Origin of the sequence: Rhodococcus sp. NPDC077669 (genome assembly GCF_040686915.1) — a bacterium.
GTDB lineage: Bacteria > Actinomycetota > Actinomycetes > Mycobacteriales > Mycobacteriaceae > Rhodococcoides > Rhodococcoides fascians.
Genome location: NZ_JBFBMD010000007.1, coordinates 21,116 through 34,502, shown reverse-complemented (window position 1 = coordinate 34,502; position 13,387 = coordinate 21,116). Strand labels below are relative to the sequence as shown.

At 64.8% G+C, this 13,387-nt stretch carries 14 protein-coding genes, 1 pseudogene and 1 riboswitch; of the genes and pseudogenes, 9 read left to right on the top strand and 6 right to left on the bottom strand.

Going from position 1 to position 13,387, the window contains the following annotated elements; all coding sequences use genetic code 11:
• Positions 1–54: 54 nt before the first annotated feature.
• Positions 55–378, bottom strand: coding sequence for a helix-turn-helix domain-containing protein (locus tag AB0P23_RS11010; protein ID WP_032400124.1), 324 nt, complete (start codon positions 376–378; stop codon positions 55–57).
• Positions 379–449: 71 nt separating this feature from the next.
• Here AB0P23_RS11010 and AB0P23_RS11005 point away from each other — a divergent pair.
• Both AB0P23_RS11005 and AB0P23_RS11000 read left to right on the top strand, forming a co-directional pair.
• A pseudogene (locus AB0P23_RS11005) lies at positions 450–674 on the top strand (SDR family NAD(P)-dependent oxidoreductase); the annotation flags it as partial.
• A 142-nt stretch (positions 675–816) separates the two neighbouring features.
• Complete coding sequence (locus AB0P23_RS11000) at positions 817–1,203, top strand: hypothetical protein (RefSeq protein WP_346772350.1); 387 nt, start codon at positions 817–819, stop codon at positions 1,201–1,203.
• 26 nt (positions 1,204–1,229) lie between these two features.
• On the opposite strand, the gene AB0P23_RS10995 is transcribed toward AB0P23_RS11000, so the two are convergent.
• Complete coding sequence (locus tag AB0P23_RS10995) at positions 1,230–1,784, bottom strand: DUF6764 family protein (RefSeq protein WP_176456807.1); 555 nt, start codon at positions 1,782–1,784, stop codon at positions 1,230–1,232.
• A 564-nt stretch (positions 1,785–2,348) separates the two neighbouring features.
• On the bottom strand, positions 2,349–2,813 hold the full coding sequence (locus tag AB0P23_RS10990) for a tRNA (cytidine(34)-2'-O)-methyltransferase (protein WP_179284834.1): 465 nt from the start codon (positions 2,811–2,813) through the stop codon (positions 2,349–2,351).
• A 33-nt stretch (positions 2,814–2,846) separates the two neighbouring features.
• Here AB0P23_RS10990 and AB0P23_RS10985 point away from each other — a divergent pair, with 33 nt between their 5' ends.
• The 3 genes from AB0P23_RS10985 (at position 2,847) to AB0P23_RS10975 (ending at position 4,697) form a co-directional block, all read left to right on the top strand.
• Positions 2,847–3,455: a pentapeptide repeat-containing protein gene (locus AB0P23_RS10985; RefSeq protein ID WP_283542195.1), complete on the top strand. Its 609-nt coding sequence runs from the start codon at positions 2,847–2,849 to the stop codon at positions 3,453–3,455.
• Positions 3,456–3,511: 56 nt separating this feature from the next.
• Positions 3,512–4,369 (top strand): bifunctional methylenetetrahydrofolate dehydrogenase/methenyltetrahydrofolate cyclohydrolase, encoded by an 858-nt coding sequence (locus tag AB0P23_RS10980; RefSeq protein ID WP_032400121.1) that lies wholly within the window; start codon positions 3,512–3,514, stop codon positions 4,367–4,369.
• Between the two features lie 82 nt (positions 4,370–4,451).
• Entirely contained in the window at positions 4,452–4,697 is a 246-nt protein-coding gene (locus tag AB0P23_RS10975) for a DUF3017 domain-containing protein (protein WP_045842095.1), read from the top strand.
• Between the two features lie 20 nt (positions 4,698–4,717).
• Here AB0P23_RS10975 and AB0P23_RS10970 read toward each other — a convergent pair whose 3' ends face one another.
• Positions 4,718–5,851 carry a homoserine O-acetyltransferase gene (locus AB0P23_RS10970; protein ID WP_027496400.1) on the bottom strand — a complete coding sequence of 378 codons (1,134 nt, stop codon included), beginning with the start codon at positions 5,849–5,851 and terminating at the stop codon, positions 4,718–4,720.
• 8 nt (positions 5,852–5,859) lie between these two features.
• Positions 5,860–7,209 carry a bifunctional o-acetylhomoserine/o-acetylserine sulfhydrylase gene (locus tag AB0P23_RS10965; protein ID WP_080730083.1) on the bottom strand — a complete coding sequence of 450 codons (1,350 nt, stop codon included), beginning with the start codon at positions 7,207–7,209 and terminating at the stop codon, positions 5,860–5,862.
• A gap of 154 nt (positions 7,210–7,363) precedes the next feature.
• Positions 7,364–7,486, bottom strand: a riboswitch (SAM riboswitch).
• 371 nt (positions 7,487–7,857) lie between these two features.
• Between AB0P23_RS10965 and AB0P23_RS10960 the strand changes: the two genes are divergently transcribed.
• A complete protein-coding gene (locus AB0P23_RS10960) occupies positions 7,858–8,997 on the top strand; it encodes an MFS transporter (protein ID WP_032367243.1) in 1,140 nt (379 codons plus the stop codon).
• Between the two features lie 3 nt (positions 8,998–9,000).
• Here the strand turns inward: AB0P23_RS10960 and AB0P23_RS10955 are convergent, their stop codons facing one another.
• On the bottom strand, positions 9,001–10,050 hold the full coding sequence (locus AB0P23_RS10955; protein WP_045841986.1) for an ABC transporter substrate-binding protein: 1,050 nt from the start codon (positions 10,048–10,050) through the stop codon (positions 9,001–9,003).
• A 135-nt stretch (positions 10,051–10,185) separates the two neighbouring features.
• Between AB0P23_RS10955 and AB0P23_RS10950 the strand changes: the two genes are divergently transcribed.
• The 3 genes from AB0P23_RS10950 (at position 10,186) to AB0P23_RS10940 (ending at position 13,360) form a co-directional block, all read left to right on the top strand.
• A complete protein-coding gene (locus AB0P23_RS10950) occupies positions 10,186–10,860 on the top strand; it encodes a response regulator transcription factor (protein ID WP_032371022.1) in 675 nt (224 codons plus the stop codon).
• Positions 10,857–11,831: an ATP-binding protein gene (locus AB0P23_RS10945; RefSeq protein ID WP_032400119.1), complete on the top strand. Its 975-nt coding sequence runs from the start codon at positions 10,857–10,859 to the stop codon at positions 11,829–11,831. The genes AB0P23_RS10950 and AB0P23_RS10945 overlap by 4 nt, the downstream gene beginning before the upstream one ends.
• 98 nt (positions 11,832–11,929) lie before the next feature.
• Positions 11,930–13,360 (top strand): DUF4173 domain-containing protein, encoded by a 1,431-nt coding sequence (locus AB0P23_RS10940; RefSeq protein ID WP_052061441.1) that lies wholly within the window; start codon positions 11,930–11,932, stop codon positions 13,358–13,360.
• Positions 13,361–13,387: the final 27 nt, after the last annotated feature.

The following is a 13,387-nucleotide window of genomic DNA, read 5'->3' as shown; positions in this document are numbered from 1 at the left end:
CTCGACCCACCGACAAGAATGCAAAGGTGCCCGTTGAGCACTTGCCGAGACTGGTTACGTGCGGTGATCGGTGTGGTCGCTGTCCTCGTTCCATCGCTGTGCCCATTGCCATAGCGGTTCGAGTGCAGGTCCGAGTTCGTCACCGATCTCGGTGAGACGGTAAGAGCCATCAGGGCCCTTCGCCAGCACTCGTGCGTCGACGAGAGTGCGTAGCCGGGTGGCGAGCACGCTCGAGGATATGTCGTCGGTGCGTCGCCTCAGTTCGAGGAAGCCGAGCGGTCCGCTGCGTAGCTCGAACAGGATGCGCATGTTCCAGCGCTGCCCCAGAAGGTCGAGCGCGGCCATCATGGCACGGCGCGGTTCGTTTGCCTTTTCCATCTCGACTCATCATAGTGGTTCGAAAATCGAAGCAGTTCGAAATTCGAAGCACTACGAGGAGTGGAGAACGAATGACCGGGCGGGCGGATGGAAAGACGGTGTTGATCACCGGCGCATCTCGGGGAATCGGAGCAGAAACTGCATTGCAGTTGGGTGCTCTCGGTGCTGCGGTCGCGGTGAACTACCGCGAGAAGAAGCGTCGAGCCGAGGCCGTGGTGCGCGCGATCGAGGAGGGCGGCGGCACAGCACTTCCTGTGGGTGCCGACGTCACCGACGCTGACGCGATCGACGCCATGCTGAACGTTGTCGTTGCCGAGTTCGGCGCAATCGACGTTCTGGTTCTCAATGCCTCGGGTGGCCTGGAGTTCGGTGCAGAACCCGACTACGCGATGAGTATCAATCGCGACGTTGGCTCTGGCTCGCGCGAGTATCGCCCGTATGGAGCCGGGCTCGCGGAACGTCTTCCTCACCAGCCACCAGGCGCATTTTCACGGCAAGAAACCGGTCCCCGTCGAATACGAACCCGTTGCTGCGAGCAAACGGGCGGGGGAGGATGCACTGCGTGGGATGATTCCTGAATTGGATTCTCGGGGAATCGAATTGGTCGTGGTGTCCGGGGACATGATCGAGGGCACGATCGTGGTCACCCTGCTCGAACGCCGTAATCCGGACTCAGTCGCTGCGCGAACCGCGCAGGGTGCGCTCCCGACCATTGCGGAGTTCGCGTCGGCTGTGACGGAGGCTGCAATCGGACCCATCGAGAAGTCCGGCCGGACTGTCTACGTAGGTGGAGCCGACTACCTCGACGGGTCCGTGTCGGGGTAGTCGGCTCCGCTCGATCGGATGAAGAATCAGCTACCGAGAACGCAGAACTGACCGCTCGTGAGGTTCAGTGCCAACGACAGCGGCCCGACGCAGTCGACGCCGCGTGCCTCGGATGTGGCACCGGATCCCCATCCTGCGACCGCGAGGGTCGTCTGGCCGGCATCTGCCCACGAGTGCGCGATTCCGCCGCCGAGTGCGAGCGCGTATGCCGTGCCCGCGTTCTTGCTTGCTCCGAGCGCGACACCGTAGCCGTTGGCGTAGGTGTTGGTTGCGCCCGGCCCGTCGTTGACACTGACGGCAGTTCCGCTGTCAGCGGCACCGGCGGTGGCGGTTCCGGGTCCGTTCGAGGTGGCTCCGCAGCTCGCTGTGTCACTCACCTGGATGTCGTTGGCCGAGGGCGGCGACACGCACGTGACCGGTGCCGCCGACGCGGTGGCGGTGCCGGCGAAGGCGGCCACCGTCAGGCCCGATCCGATGGCGAAAATAGCTGCGGTGCGGGCGATTCGACTACCGAACCGACTGAACGTTCGCGCGGAGGAGGAGTTGGAAGAAACCGTACGGGGCAGGGAAACAGAGAACAACAGAAAGCTCCTTCACGAGCGAAACGGGTCGGTGCGGCACACGGTACCCCGCTCCGGGGGTCCGTGACAGCAAGCAGACACAGATTGTGTAACGGTGCCGATGGCATCGGGAGATGAATCGTCGTAGAAGTCCGATTTCTCGGACCCTGCGGTATCGGTCGAGCCGGTTCGTGCCGCCTTTGTACTGCCCAGGTTCTACGTGCGCAGTCCGGTCGATTCCGTTCCGTCAGTTCATGATTGGGGCTTGTTTGTCGGCTCGGTGCCGGTGTCCGAAGCGGGTGGCGATGCTCCGAGTCGGCATGCCCGGGCGACCGCCGAACGAAAGGAAATTGTTATCGGAGGGCTGGCGAGCCGTCGGACGCGGCTCGATAGTTGGGTCTCACAGCGCAGGTGCCGTTCCGACCAGATCGATTTGTCGACGCTCACAATCGATTTGACGTGCGAGGACGCAGACGTGCCCACCGGGCCGAACGGTCCTTTCGATGCGGGCCCCACGGCGACAGAGTCCGTCGTGCCCCGGGCACCACGGAATCGTTCAGTCGAGCGCACTCGAACGCAAATCGTTCAGACGCTGCCCTGATAGTCGTGTTGGCGCCAGGCCTCGTACATCGTCACTGCTGCGGCGTTCGCCAGGTTGAGTGATCGTCGTCCGGGGATCATCGGGATGCGCAGCTGATCGGTCACATGGGGGTCGTTCAAGACGTCGTCGGGGAGTCCGGTGGGTTCCGGTCCGAACAGTAGGACGTCACCGGGTTGGTAGGCGACGTCGGCGTAGGAGCGTGTTGCGTGCGCGGTGAAGGCGAAGACCCGTTCCGGGGCCAATGCGGACCACGCCGACGGCAGGTCCTGGTGCACGGTGACCGACGCGAGGTCGTGGTAGTCCAATCCCGCGCGTTTGAGCTTGGGTTCGGACATGTCGAACCCGAGGGGGCCAACGAGATGCAGTTCGCATCCGGTGCCGGCGACGAGGCGAATCGCATTGCCGGTGTTCTGCGGAATCCGGGGCTCGAAGAACATGAGTCGAAACACCCGGATCACTCTGCCACCACGAGCCCGGGGAGGATGGGGCAGGTGGACGACGAACAGACCATCGGCGAAGATTTCTCGGATTCTCGACTCGACGGGCGGGAGTGGTCGGGCAGGCAGTTCGTCCGGTGCACCTTCCGTGACGCGGACATGAGCAATGTGCGGACCGACTCGGTCGTCTTCACCGAATGCGACTTCACCGGTACCGACCTCACGGATTCGGTGCACACCAACTCGGCCTTTCGATCGTGCACGTTCACTCGAACCAATCTGCAGCACAGCGTCTTCCGTCACTCGACGTTGATGGGATCGGTGTTCGTGGACACTCGCATGCGTCCGGCCACCTACGACGAAGTCGATTTCACGTTGGCCTCGCTGGGTAATGCCGACCTGCGCGGCGTCGATCTGACCGGATGTCGGATGCGGGAGGCGAACCTGACCTCGACCGATCTTCGCAAAGCGGTGCTGCGGTCCGTCGATCTCGTGGGCGCACGAACCGTCGGTGCCAAAATGGAGGAGTCGGACCTGCGCGGAGCCGTCGCCGATGCGTCGCTGTGGGTCGGCGCACTGGTGCGCGGGGCCAAGATCGAACTGATGCAAGCAGTGGCCTTCGCGGCTGCGCAGGGCTTGATCGTCGAGAGCTGACCGCGGTGATCGGCCCGGCGCGCCGCCGGACGGGCAGAACCTGAAACAATGGCCCGGTGACTGCAACGATCCTCGATGGCAAAGCGACTCGTGACGAGATTTTCGTCGACCTCACCGCCCGTGTGGCACGTCTGCGGGAGCAGGGCATCACTCCCGGCCTGGCGACGGTGCTCGTCGGAGATGATCCGGGTTCTGCCGCGTACGTGCGGGGCAAGCACAACGACTGCGCGAAGGTGGGCATCACTTCCATTCGACGCGATCTTCCCGCGGATATCACTCAGTCCGAACTCGAAGCGGTCATCGACGAGCTCAACGCCAACCCCGACTGCACGGGGTACATCGTGCAGCTTCCGTTGCCCAAGCATCTGGACGAGAACGCCGCGCTCGAGCGCATCGATCCCGACAAGGATGCCGACGGTCTGCACCCGATCAACCTCGGCCGCTTGGTGCTGGGCAAGGACGCCGCATTGCCGTGCACCCCGCGGGGCATCGTCCACTTGCTGCGGCGCTACGACGTCGCACTCGACGGGGCGCGCGCTGTGGTCATCGGCCGCGGTGTGACGGTGGGCCGACCGATCGGACTGCTGCTGACCCGCCGTTCGGAGAACGCGACGGTCACGTTGTGCCACACCGGAACTCGTGATCTTGCCGCAGAGGTCTCCCGCGCCGACATCGTCATCGCGGCCGCCGGGGTTCCCGGTTTGATCACCGCAGACATGGTCAAGCCCGGGGCGGCTGTGCTCGACGTCGGGGTCACCCGCACCGAGGACGGATTGCGCGGAGACGTCGCGGACGACGTCGCCGAGGTGGCCGGTTTCCTGTCGCCCAACCCCGGTGGAGTCGGGCCGTTGACGCGCGCGTTTCTGCTGTCCAATGTCGTGGAGCGAGCCGAACGCACTGCGGCCCAGAGTTGAGCGAGCCGAGGTGAACGACGTACAGGATGCGCGAGGCGATCACGTGCCGGGTTTCCGAGCGGCGCTCGCTCGGAATCTACCGATGGTCGTGGTGTCGATCATCGTGCTCGCCGCGCTGGTCCTGGTTCTCGCCGACCGTTGGCGGCGCGGCTCGTTCATCTTCGGGTGCGCAGCGGTGGTGGCAGCGTTGCTGCGACTGTGCCTACCCGAGTCACGCGTCGGCACCCTGAAGGTGCGCAGCAGGGGATTCGACGTGTTGGCGCTGGGAGGCGTCGGCGGCGCCATCGTCTTTCTGTCGCTGTCGATCGATCCCCTGGGGACGGACTGACGTAGACCGATCGACTCGGGTCAGCGCCGTCCGAGGCGGGCGAGCTCCATTGTCTCGGCCAGCAACTTCGCCACCGAATCGGCCTCGGTGAGAAATCCGTCGTGGCCGTCTCGCGACTGGATCACTTCGAGCCCCCGGCACTGTGGGAGTTCACGCGCAATTTCTTTCTGCAGTCGAAGCGGGTAGAGGCGATCGGAATCGACGCCCCCGACGATGGTCGGAACCGGCACGGACGCAAGGGCTTCGGCGACTCCGCCGCGTCCTCGGCCCACGTCGTGGCGGTTCATCGCTTCGCTCAGAAGAACGTACGTCGCCGCGTCGAATCGATTGACCAGTTTGGCGGCCTGATGCTCGAGGTAGCTCTGCGCGGAGTACCTGCCGCCGGCCCACGGATCCTCGTCGTTCTGCGGAGAGTTTCCGAACCGAATGTCGAGTTCGCTCTCGGTTCGGTACGTCAGATGCGCGATGCGTCGAGCGATCCCGAGTCCGGCGGTCGGGGCGGTGCCGGTGTCGTGGTAATTGCCGCCGAGCCAACCCGGATCGGCCTTGATCGCAGCGATCTGGGTGGTTTGCGTTCCGATCTGGTCCGCTGTCGCGCGGGCACCGACGGCGAGCACCAGCGCGGCACCCACCCGATCCGGATGTCCCACAATCCATTCGAGGGTGCGCATGCCGCCCATCGACCCGCCCACGACGGCGGCGAACCGATCGATGCCCAGAACATCGGCCACCGCGACCTCTGCCGCCACCTGATCGCGAATCGAAATTTCCGGGAAGCGAGAACCGTACGGGGTGCCGTCGGGGGAGATGCTGCTCGGCCCGGTGGTGCCTCCGCATCCGCCGAGCACGTTGGTGGCCACGACACACCATTCGTCGGTGTCGATGGGGCTGCCCGGTCCGACCATCCCGTTCCACCAACCGGGCAGTACGTGGTCGGCATCCGGCGGTCCCGAAACGTGGGAATCACCGGTCAACGCATGTTCGACGAGCACGACGTTGCTGCGATCGGCCGCCATCTCGCCCCAACGCTGCACCGCCACGGTCACGTGCGGAATATGAGAACCGTTCTCGAGATCGAGACCACCGATGTCGATGGTTCCCAACCGCCCGTCCGGAGACGGAAGGACCGCCTCCGGACGAACGCCTGTGTTCAAACTGTGGCTCAAGACGCCGCCGCGCGGAAGCCGACCTCGAGATCGGCGATGATGTCGTCGATTCCTTCTATACCGACGGCCAGACGCACGAGGCCGGGAGTGACGCCGGAGGCCAACTGCTCTTCCGGGGTCAACTGCGAATGCGTGGTGGACGCGGGATGGATGACGAGAGAACGCACGTCTCCGATGTTAGCCACATGACTGTGCAGAGTGAGAGCGTTGACGAACTTCTTGCCCGCGTCCACTCCTCCTTTCAGCTCGAACGCGATGATCGCGCCCTGCCCCTTCGGGAGCAGCTGCTGCCCGCGCTCGTACCAGGGCGAGGACTCGAGTCCGGCGTAGTTGATCGAGACGACGTCGTCGCGACCGGCCAAGAAGGCGGCCACCTTCTGCGCGTTCGCCACGTGCCGCTCGATTCGAAGACTCAACGTCTCGAGGCCCTGGCTGATCAGGAACGCATTGAAGGGTGACACAGCAGCCCCGATGTCACGCAACAACTGCACCCGCGCCTTCAGGGCGAAGGCCGGAGCGCCGAGATCGGCGAAGACGACACCGTGGTAACTCGGATCCGGGGTGGTGAAGTTGGGGTGACGGCCCTGCGTCCAGTCGAACGTTCCGCCGTCGACGATGACGCCCGCGATCGCCGTGCCGTGACCGCCGAGGTACTTCGTCGCCGAGTGCACCACGATGTCGGCACCGTGCTTCAGCGGCTGCAGCAGGTACGGCGTCGCGACGGTGTTGTCGACGATCAGCGGAATGCCGTTCTCGTGGGCGATCGCCGAAATGCCGGGGATATCGAGAACGTCGTTCTTCGGGTTGGAGATCGTCTCACCGTAGAACGCTTTGGTCGACGGTGTGATGGCCGCGCGCCACTGCTCGAGATCGTCCGGATCGTCGACGAACGAGACGGTGATCCCCAGCTTCGGAAGCGTGTAATGAAACAGGTTGTAGGTGCCGCCGTAGAGCCGCGGGCTCGAGACGATGTGATCGCCCGCCTCGGCGAGATTGAGAATGGCGAACGTTTCTGCTGCCTGGCCCGACGCGAGCAGAAGCGCTGCGACGCCCCCTTCGAGAGCGGCGATGCGCTGCTCGACGACATCCTGCGTGGGGTTGATGATGCGGGTGTAGATGTTGCCCGGTTCCGCCAGGCCGAACAGTGCGGCCGCGTGATCGGTGTTGTCGAACGTGTACGAGGTGGTCTGGTAGATGGGCAACGCACGAGCCCTGGTGGTGCCGTCCGGTGTCTGACCCGAATGGATCTGCTTGGTCTCGAAGCTCCAGTCGGCTGCGGGATCGGTGAACGGATCCTCGGTGGGTGCTCCGGTGGCGTCGACGACGTCGGGGGTCGAATCGGTCATGGCTGGTGATACTCCGTTTTCTCAGACGTGTTTTCTGTCGAATGAAGCTCGAGAACTCGAGCGTTACGGGGCGTATCGGTACAGCAACACATGAGAACCTCCTGACATGCCTCGGCCCGTGGGGACCGAAGATCAGTGGGTCCGCTTCGGAGCGGACCCGCGCTTGTCGATACGACACGGATGTGTTGCATCGGCCTGGTCGTTCACCCGGGGCACCCCACCGCGGTTGGAGGGTTGCCGGCCAGCAAGCCGGGGCTCGATGCTGGCACTCATGACCTGGCAGGAATCTTAGCGGGTATGGGTGTCTCGGGGGAACGAGGGCGCTCACGACCCTCGAGCAGATGCTCTGGTGAGGACAATCACCGCCCGACGACTCGAAAACGAGTCGCCTCGGGGAAGACAATGAACACGACGAACGTTGTGCCGTCCGGTCGGGCTGTACTGAATCGATCCACCAGGTCGTCGATTTACCAGGTCGTCGATCCACCAGCCCCTGGCCCGCTCTGTAATCCGATTGCTTACGAAGGTTGTTCTGCTGTGACTGTCACCGATTCCGCTCTCGCCAGAAACGTCAGCGCCGTGCGCGGCAAGGTGTCGAGTGGGTTGAGCGTCGGCCATCGACCGCACTCGACCCGCCGCAGGCTCGCCATGCTGGCCCTGTCCATCGGCGGCTTCGGCATCGGCACCACCGAATTCGCCTCGATGGGCCTGCTCCCGGACATCGCGACGACGATGGGAATATCGGAGCCGTCGGCCGGCCACATGATCTCCGCCTACGCGCTCGGCGTCGTCGTCGGTGCGCCGACAATCGCCGCTCTTGCGGCGCGTGTTCCTCGGCGCATGTTGTTGCTGGCGCTGATGGTGGCGTTCACGCTCGGCAATCTCGGGACGGTCTTCGCGCCGAGTTTCAACGAGTTGGTGGCCTCCCGGTTCGTGGCCGGTCTGCCGCACGGCGCGTATTTCGGCGTTGCCGCACTGGTGGCGGCGCACCTCGCTGAGCCGGGCAAACGAGCCAAGGCCGTCGCGATGGTGATGATGGGTCTATCGGTGGCGAACGTCGTCGGTGTACCGGTGGCGACCTGGATCGGCCAGGCCCTCGGGTGGCGAAGCGCATTCGCCCTCGTCGCCGTGATCGGGTTGCTCACCGTCAGTGCGCTGGTCCTGTGGATGCCGCGACTCGACGCCATGCCGACCACCAGTCCGATCACCGAGCTCGGTGCCCTCCGCCGTGGCCAGGTGTGGATGACCCTGTTCGTCGGCATCGTCGGATTCGGCGGCATGTTCGCGGTGTACACCTACATCGCGTCGACCCTGACCGACGTCGCAGGCCTTGCCCGTGCACTGGTTCCGGTGGCCTTGATGATCTACGGCCTCGGCATGGTTGCCGGCAACTACGCAGGCGGTTGGTTGGCCGACAAGTACAAGCTCAAGGGCACCTTCATCGGGCTGGCCGCGACCGCAGTGTCCCTGGCCGTCTTCGTCGTCGCGGCTCACAACCCGGTGACCGCGCTGCTTCTCGTGTTCTTGATCGGCGCGTCCGGCTCGTCCGTCGTCCCCGGACTTCAGACCCGTCTGATGGACGTGGCGGAGGACGCGCAGACTCTCGCCGCGTCACTCAACCACGCGGCGTTCAACCTGGCCAATGCCATCGGAGCCGCGGTGGGCGGCGCGGTGATCGCCGCAGGTCTCGGCTACACGGCACCGGCCGCCGTCGGCTCGGGTCTCGCTGTTGCCGGCCTGGGCGTTCTGTCCGTCGCCATGTGGATGGAGAAGCGCTCGGCGGCATGAAAGTCAGGACGTGATGGTGGTGGCGGTTCCGCCGAGCGCCTCGGACATTGCCGGAGCCACCTTGTCGATCACGTACGGCAGGCTCAGCACACTCGTGAAGTAGATCGCCCCCGCCGTCACCCCATCGGTGAAGACGAGGTTGCCGTCCTTCACCGGCTGCAGAGCGTTGTACACCGGTTCCTTCTCCAACTGGCCGCGATCGCCCGGGTTCTCCGTTCCCCAGATCAGCACATCTGCAGTGTCGAGGACCGACAGGTTCTCCAGCGGGATGCTCGCCTGCGCACTGCCGTCGGCCGGCACGAACGCGTCGATGTCGTCGGGGATCACAAAACCGAGCTTCGTCAGGAAGTCGGTGCTCAAACCGTCCTGGTACGCGATGGCCTTGCCCTCGTAGAACGCGTTCTGCAGGAAGATCGCCTTCTTCCCTGCGAACTCGGGGTGAGCCGCCGCGGCATCGGCGAACTTCTGATTCACACCGTCGATGAGTCCGTCCACTTCGGCTTTCTTACCCAACGCCCGGCCGATCTTCTCCGCCTGTACGTCCCAGGGCTCGAAGTAGGCGGTCGACGCGTCGGACTGGGCGAGCGTGGGTGCGATGTTGCTCAGAGTCCGGTAGCTGTCCGCGGTGAGACCGGCGTTGGTGGCGATGATCAGATCGGGCTCGAGGGCGGCGATCTTCTCGGTCTCGAAACCGTCGCCGTTGTTGGTGAGCACCTCGGGCTGGGCATTTCCCAGCGCGGCCCGAGCCCAGGGCCAGGTCGCGTACGGCTGGTCGCCGTACCACTCCGTCACTCCGACGGGGATCACGCCGAGGGCCAACACCGTGTCCTGTTCGGTGTATCCCGCCACCACGACGCGCGTGGGTTCCTCGGGAACGACGGTCTCGCCGAACGCATGCTTTACCGAGACGGGAAAGACGCCCGAGCTGGCGGTCGTGGGGGAGTCGGGGCCGTCGGACGTGCCGTCGGAGTTCGAGCAGGCGCTCAGTAGTCCCGCCGTGGTCAGCGCGATCGCGCACACCGCCAAAGTTCTCCGAAGTGGTCGGGTACGCATCGAGTGGGCCTTTCGTCAGGTCGGGTATCGAAAGGAAGGGTAGCCCACCCTTAGTTCGACTTTCAGGTCAACCTTCACCGAACCTCCACATTTCCCGACGAAGTCCTCCATGTCCGACCTCTAGGGTCAATTCTCATGAGCCGCACAGTTCTCGTAGTCGACGATGAACCCACGATCTCCGACGCCGTGGCCGCTCGACTGCGAGGCGAGGGGTACGACGTGGTCACTGCCGCCGACGGCCCCTCCGCGGTGGAAGTGTGCGGCCGGATCGACCCCGACGTGGTGGTGCTGGATCTGATGCTTCCCGGTTTCGACGGACTCGAAGTGTGTCGACGCATCCAGGCATCCCGGCCGGTACCGGTACTGATGTTGACGGCCAAGTCCGACGAGACCGACATGCTCGTCGGGCTGGGCGTCGGTGCGGACGATTATCTGGGCAAGCCGTTCAGCATGCGTGAACTGGTCGCGCGTGTGCACGCTCTCATCAGGCGCGCCGAGCGCGTCGTCACTCCCGAGCAGTACACCACTCGAATCGGCGACGTGCACATCGATCACCGGGAGCGACGCGTCTCCACCGACGCGGGCGACATCCACGTCACCAGAACCGAATTCGACATCCTGGCGTATCTGGCCGCTCGACCTCGCACGGCGGTGTCCAGGGAGACCCTGCTGTCGGAACTGTGGGGTTGGGACGATTCGGCCAGCAGTCGTACCGTCGACAGTCATGTGAAAGCGTTGCGGCGCAAGCTCGGTGGCGACCTGATTCGTACCGTCCACGGCGTCGGATACGCCGTGGAGGCACCGCGATGAGGCCGATGCTGCCGCGTCCGCTCGATCCCTTGCGGTCGTTCAAACTCAAGGTCTCGCTCGTGGTGGGCATCGTGCTGGTGCTGGCGAGCGTCGTCTTCTGGATCGGGGCCGGCTGGCAGTTTCGCTACACACTTCTCGCCGCATTGATCGTGTCTTTGGCCGCAACACAATTCGTCGCGCACGGCATGACGTCGCCCCTGCGAGAGATGACCTCGGCAGCCAAAGCGATGGCGCGAGGCGACTATTCGACCCGGGTGCGTGCCACGTCCCGCGACGAGGTGGGCGAGCTCGCCACCGCGTTCAACACCATGGCGAGCGACTTGGAAGCCGCCGAGAAGTACCGCCGCGAGCTGATCGGAAACGTCTCCCACGAGTTGAAGACTCCCATCGCTGCCTTGCGGGCAGTGCTCGAGAACATGGTCGACGGGGTGACCGAACCCGACCCGGCCACGTTGTCTGTCGCCCTGGGCCAGACCGAGAGACTGGGAAACCTGGTGACCGAACTGCTCGATCTGTCGAGGGTCGAGGGCGGAGTGCTGAGCATCGTCCCGACGGAATTCCCGGTGCGCCCCTTCCTCGAGGAGGCGACCGGCGTTCACCGAGAACGAGTATCGATCGTCGTCTCACCCGGTGCCGGGACGGTCGTCGCCGACCGCGCTCGAATGACGCAGGTGATCACCAATCTCGTCGACAACGCCGTACGGCATTCGCCGCAGTCGGGCACGGTGAGTATCCGAGCGCATCGAACCGGGGACCGGTTCGCGTTCGATGTTCGCGACGAGGGTCCCGGCATCGCACCGGCCGACCGTCACACGGTGTTCGACCGGTTCACTCGCGGCGGATCCACCGACGGCGGAACAGGTCTCGGACTCGGAATCGCACGGTGGGCCACCGAACTGCACGGCGGGACCATCGACGTTCTCGACAGTGAGTCGGGCTGCCACATCAGAGTGGCCATCCCCGAGCGCTGACAACCCACCTTCTTTCACACACCCACTCACCTCGACTGCTCGTCCCTGGACCGCAGCCGCGGTTCGGCATGCCTCGAACACAGAAATGGATCCCAGCCATGACCACGATCGGAATACCCATGCACCCCAGAACGCGGCCTCGTCGGTCGCTGTGGAGCCCTCGAACCTGGCCGGTGCTGCGACACTCTCGGGCACCCCGCGCGGCACTTCTAGGAGCGCTTGCTGCCGGGCTCGTCGCGACAGTGATATTGGGCTACAACAACTTCGGCGTAACCATCACCGCCGCAAGCATCATGGCTGTCGTCGTAGCGGTACGGCGTGCGTCGTTGTCGCCGTGGGAGTGGGTGGGTGTGGCGGGGGTCCTCGCCTTGTCCAGCGTCGCGGCGCTACGAGAGGCGGAGTGGATCGTCGCTCTGTCCGTTGCCCTTGCGGTCGTCGTCGGGTCGGTCGTTCTCTCGCGGGCCTGGACTTGGACGGGCATCGCTCTCGGCGCCGTGCTGCCGCTGCTGCTGCCCTTGCGGGTCGTGCGGTGGACGCGACGAGGGGCGGGAACCATCGATCTCGACGGGCCCAAGCCGATCCGAATCGGCGTGGTCGCCGCCGTCACCGTCGCGCTCTGTGTGGTGTTCGCCGCGCTGTTCGGGGCGGCGGATCGACGTTTCGCGGATGCTCTGGGCTCGGTCACTCCGCAGTTCGATCTCGGATCGATCGTCGGGCGAGTGGTCGTATTCGTACTGACGGCTGCAGGTGCGCTCGCCGCCGCATACGTGGCCGTGCATCCGCCGCGCTTCGACCGCCTGGCGGCAACACCGCGTCGCACACTTCGGTTGTGGGAGTGGGCAATACCGCTCGGCGCTGTCGTCGGCCTGTTCGGCGTGTTCGTCGCCTTTCAGATTCCGAGCTTGTTCGGCGGCCAGGGACACGTTCTGAGCACCGAAGGTTTGACCAACGCCGAGTACGCACGGCAGGGCTTCTGGCAGTTGCTGACGGTGACGGTATTGACCTTGCTCGTCATCGCGGTCACCGTGACCAAGGCCGAACGAACGGACCTACGCGACCGACTTGCATTGCGGGTTCTGCTCGGCGCGCTGTGCGCACTGTCGGTGGTGATCGTGGCGTCGGCGTTGCATCGAATGTCGTTGTACGAGGAGCAGTACGGCTACACCACCCTGCGGCTGTTCGTCACCGCGGTCGAATGGTGGTTGGGTTCGGTGTTCGTACTGCTGCTCGTCGCGGGCGTACGGATGTCGGGTCGCTGGCTTCCGCGAGCAGTCGGCGTGGGAGCAGTGCTGACCGTTCTCGCGCTCGCGGCCGTGAACCCGGACGCGTACATCGCGCGGCAGAACGTCGAACGGTTCGAGGAGACGGGGCGGATCGACGTGTTCTACCTTGGCGGGTTGTCGGCAGACGCAGATCCCGAACTCGATCGCCTACCCCAACGTGTTCGTGAGTGTGTTCAGGCCCGAGGCCCGGTCTCGTGGGGAGACAGCTGGTACCAGTGCACAGACCCGACGGTATCTGTACCCTGAGCAACGACTCGACGATCGGTGACGAAG

What these genes read in the sequence shown, in the direction of transcription:
- AB0P23_RS11010 (WP_032400124.1), bottom strand. Translation starts at nt 378, where the DNA reads ATGGAAAAGGCAAACGAACCGCGCCGTGCCATGATGGCCGCGCTCGAC.
- AB0P23_RS11000 (WP_346772350.1), top strand. Translation starts at nt 817, where the DNA reads ATGGAGCCGGGCTCGCGGAACGTCTTCCTCACCAGCCACCAGGCGCAT.
- AB0P23_RS10985 (WP_283542195.1), top strand. Translation starts at nt 2,847, where the DNA reads ATGGGGCAGGTGGACGACGAACAGACCATCGGCGAAGATTTCTCGGAT.
- AB0P23_RS10975 (WP_045842095.1), top strand. Translation starts at nt 4,452, where the DNA reads ATGGTCGTGGTGTCGATCATCGTGCTCGCCGCGCTGGTCCTGGTTCTC.
- AB0P23_RS10965 (WP_080730083.1), bottom strand. Translation starts at nt 7,209, where the DNA reads ATGACCGATTCGACCCCCGACGTCGTCGACGCCACCGGAGCACCCACC.
- AB0P23_RS10960 (WP_032367243.1), top strand. Translation starts at nt 7,858, where the DNA reads ATGCTGGCCCTGTCCATCGGCGGCTTCGGCATCGGCACCACCGAATTC.
- AB0P23_RS10955 (WP_045841986.1), bottom strand. Translation starts at nt 10,050, where the DNA reads ATGCGTACCCGACCACTTCGGAGAACTTTGGCGGTGTGCGCGATCGCG.
- AB0P23_RS10950 (WP_032371022.1), top strand. Translation starts at nt 10,186, where the DNA reads ATGAGCCGCACAGTTCTCGTAGTCGACGATGAACCCACGATCTCCGAC.
- AB0P23_RS10945 (WP_032400119.1), top strand. Translation starts at nt 10,857, where the DNA reads ATGAGGCCGATGCTGCCGCGTCCGCTCGATCCCTTGCGGTCGTTCAAA.
- AB0P23_RS10940 (WP_052061441.1), top strand. Translation starts at nt 11,930, where the DNA reads ATGACCACGATCGGAATACCCATGCACCCCAGAACGCGGCCTCGTCGG.